This window comes from Faecalicatena contorta (assembly GCF_021531995.1).
GTDB lineage: Bacteria > Bacillota > Clostridia > Lachnospirales > Lachnospiraceae > Dorea_A > Dorea_A contorta_A.
On the sequence record NZ_JAFBIZ010000206.1, the window covers coordinates 1 to 2,462 of the forward strand.

Sequence of the window (2,462 nt, forward strand, 5' to 3'; positions counted from 1 at the left end):
ATATGGTATTATTAATAAACTGCAGTTATTCAAGAGAAAAAGAGAGTTGTCTGAAGATGAAATAGCTGTGTTGGAAGAATTAGAGGAAAAGACGAAAGATGATATGGTGAAATGTGCTGTTAATATATTGCTTGAAAACAAGCATAATGCGAGAAAGTTGATAAATCAGTTATCAGAGGAAGACCAAGCCACATTTAAACAATTTCCAATATACAATTTGTTATGAGGGATAAATAATGCAAACTAAACAGGAAGCGATTACATATTGTCTTTCTTTTGAGCAGGTATACGAGGATTATCCATTCCACGATTCTAACTGGTGTGTGATGCGCCATAAAGGGTCTAAGAAGACATTTGCTCTAATCTATAACAAAGATGGACATGTATGGATTAATGTGAAATGCGATCCGCAGTGGCGGGACTTCTGGCGAAGTACTTTTGCATCGGTTGTTCCAGCATACCACATGAATAAGACACACTGGAATTCTATTATTCTGGATGGAACCGTCCCGAAGGAAGATATCAAACGGATGATTGGTGAAAGCTATGATTTAACAAAGGGGAAGAAAGCATGAGGATTTTGGTAGATGCAGATGCCTGTCCGGTGGTATCTATTGTAGAGCAAATTGCAAAAAAATATCAGATATCAGTAATCTTACTGTGTGACACGAATCATATTTTGCAGTCTGATTACAGCGAAGTTTTGACAGTTGGGGCAGGAGCGGATGCTGTAGACTTCAAGTTGGTCAGCATCTGCCGGAAAGGTGACATTGTGGTAACACAGGATTATGGTGTTGCTGCGATGATTCTTGGAAAGGGAGCGTACGGGATACATCAGAGTGGCAGATGGTATACGAATGACAATATTGACCAGATGCTTATGGAGAGGCACTTAGCAAAGAAGGCACGAAATGCGAAAAAAAGAAACCATATAAAAGGTCCAGCGAAGCGTACCGCTGAAGATGATGTACGGTTTGCAGAATCGCTGGAAAAGCTGATTCATAAATATCGCGAGGTGTAGGTCAGGATGAAAGAATATATTTCTAAAGAAGAGATGGAACATTGCATGCAGGTAAAAGAGATATTCAGGCTACTGTCTGAGGAATCTGGAGATTTCTGCGTGGTGGATGCTTATCCGTTTGGGTGTGAGGTATTGGAATGGTATGGTGCGGGAAGAGGTTTTGACAGGCAGGTCCATTTTACAGATGCTTCAGAACTTTTTGATTATCTTTTAAATACATGGGAGAATATTTATCTCTATGACATGGAGAGACTTTATGGAAATACTGACATGGATGAGAAAGAAATATTAAAAATCCTTCCGGAGGAACGGAAAAAAGAGATGGAAGCAATCCGGAATGAGTATATTATGAAATATGAGAGTTGCCAGATTAACTGGTGATAGATAGGTTATATAGCGAATCCTTGAAAATGAACTGGTGCATGGAGGTAAAAATTCCGTGTGCCAGTTTTTGCTCAAACGTTAAACAGAACTTTAATTCCGGGGATTCTCGAACAATCTACTGTCAGTTTCCGTTTCTCTGGCAATTCTACTATTGGTCGATTGTCCGTTTTGAGAGTGAGTATTAATATAGAGGCATACTAAGCCGAAGATTAAGGAGGTCGTAATTATGTTTGAAATTGACAAGAATTCTTTTGGAGAATTTGTGGCAGAACGAAGAAAAGCAAAAGGATATACGCAGAAAGACCTTGCAGATAAGCTTTTTGTGTCGGATAAGGCGGTCAGTAAATGGGAAAGAGGTGTTTCCCAAACAAAAAGATATTAAGAAACAGCCCATGTTTACCTGCTTGCAAACAAAAGAATATTGCTACTAGACTAAGAGATACTACATAAGTGTGTTGGTATCTCTTTTTTGTTGCCGTGAAACAGCAGACTATTTCATTTCTGCTTGATTACCTTAAAACTTATTAGTCTATGGTTTGTCAAGGGCTTGTTGCGTGAGAAATGCTGAATATCACCCTTTACAAAACATAGGCTGATAAGTAACTTTTCAAAAGCAGAAAAGAAATGGCAATGCTTATAACAATATGATATAATGCAGATGAAGACAAAAAAGGAATTTGTCGAGCTGGTTAGTTCGAGATAATTTTGAGTTTGTTAAGATGTGGTGCACTTGATGGAATCACAGGTACGACATCATATTATGGAGGATGAAATAGATGATAGGTTTGATTGTTGCGAGGTCAAAGAATAATGTTATAGGCAAGAATGGTAATATACCATGGAAAATAAAGGGAGAACAAAAGCAATTTAGAGAGTTAACAACGGGTAATGTGGTTATTATGGGGCGAAAGTCTTATGAAGAAATCGGTCATCCGTTGCCTAATAGAATGAATATTGTTGTTTCCACCACAACAGAGTATCAAGGAGATAATTTAGTTTCAGTTAAATCATTAGAAGATGCATTATTATTGGCTAAAGGACGAGATGTATACATATC

The 2,462-nt window shown here is 37.9% G+C and carries 5 protein-coding genes and 1 pseudogene; all 6 read left to right on the forward strand.

Going from position 1 to position 2,462, the window contains the following annotated elements; all coding sequences use genetic code 11:
- Nucleotides 1-226 (forward strand): hypothetical protein (locus tag JQM82_RS15180; protein ID WP_235251241.1); only part of this gene is annotated, 226 nt, incomplete at its 5' end.
- A gap of 10 nt (nt 227-236) precedes the next feature.
- Entirely contained in the window at nt 237-575 is a 339-nt protein-coding gene (locus JQM82_RS15185) for an MmcQ/YjbR family DNA-binding protein (RefSeq protein ID WP_235251242.1), read from the forward strand.
- Nucleotides 572-1,021: a YaiI/YqxD family protein gene (locus JQM82_RS15190; RefSeq protein ID WP_235251243.1), complete on the forward strand. Its 450-nt coding sequence runs from the start codon at nt 572-574 to the stop codon at nt 1,019-1,021. The genes JQM82_RS15185 and JQM82_RS15190 overlap by 4 nt, the downstream gene beginning before the upstream one ends.
- Nucleotides 1,022-1,027: 6 nt before the next feature.
- Nucleotides 1,028-1,402, forward strand: a complete 375-nt coding sequence (locus JQM82_RS15195; protein ID WP_235251245.1) for a hypothetical protein — start codon at nt 1,028-1,030, stop codon at nt 1,400-1,402.
- Nucleotides 1,403-1,631: 229 nt separating this feature from the next.
- Nucleotides 1,632-1,769, forward strand: a pseudogene (locus JQM82_RS15200) (helix-turn-helix domain-containing protein); the annotation flags it as partial.
- Between the two features lie 412 nt (nt 1,770-2,181).
- Nucleotides 2,182-2,462, forward strand: a 281-nt coding sequence (locus JQM82_RS15205) for a dihydrofolate reductase (RefSeq protein ID WP_143350753.1), incomplete at its 3' end; no start/stop codon positions are given.

What these genes read in the sequence shown, in the direction of transcription:
- JQM82_RS15185 (WP_235251242.1), top strand. Translation starts at nt 237, where the DNA reads ATGCAAACTAAACAGGAAGCGATTACATATTGTCTTTCTTTTGAGCAG.
- JQM82_RS15190 (WP_235251243.1), top strand. Translation starts at nt 572, where the DNA reads ATGAGGATTTTGGTAGATGCAGATGCCTGTCCGGTGGTATCTATTGTA.
- JQM82_RS15195 (WP_235251245.1), top strand. Translation starts at nt 1,028, where the DNA reads ATGAAAGAATATATTTCTAAAGAAGAGATGGAACATTGCATGCAGGTA.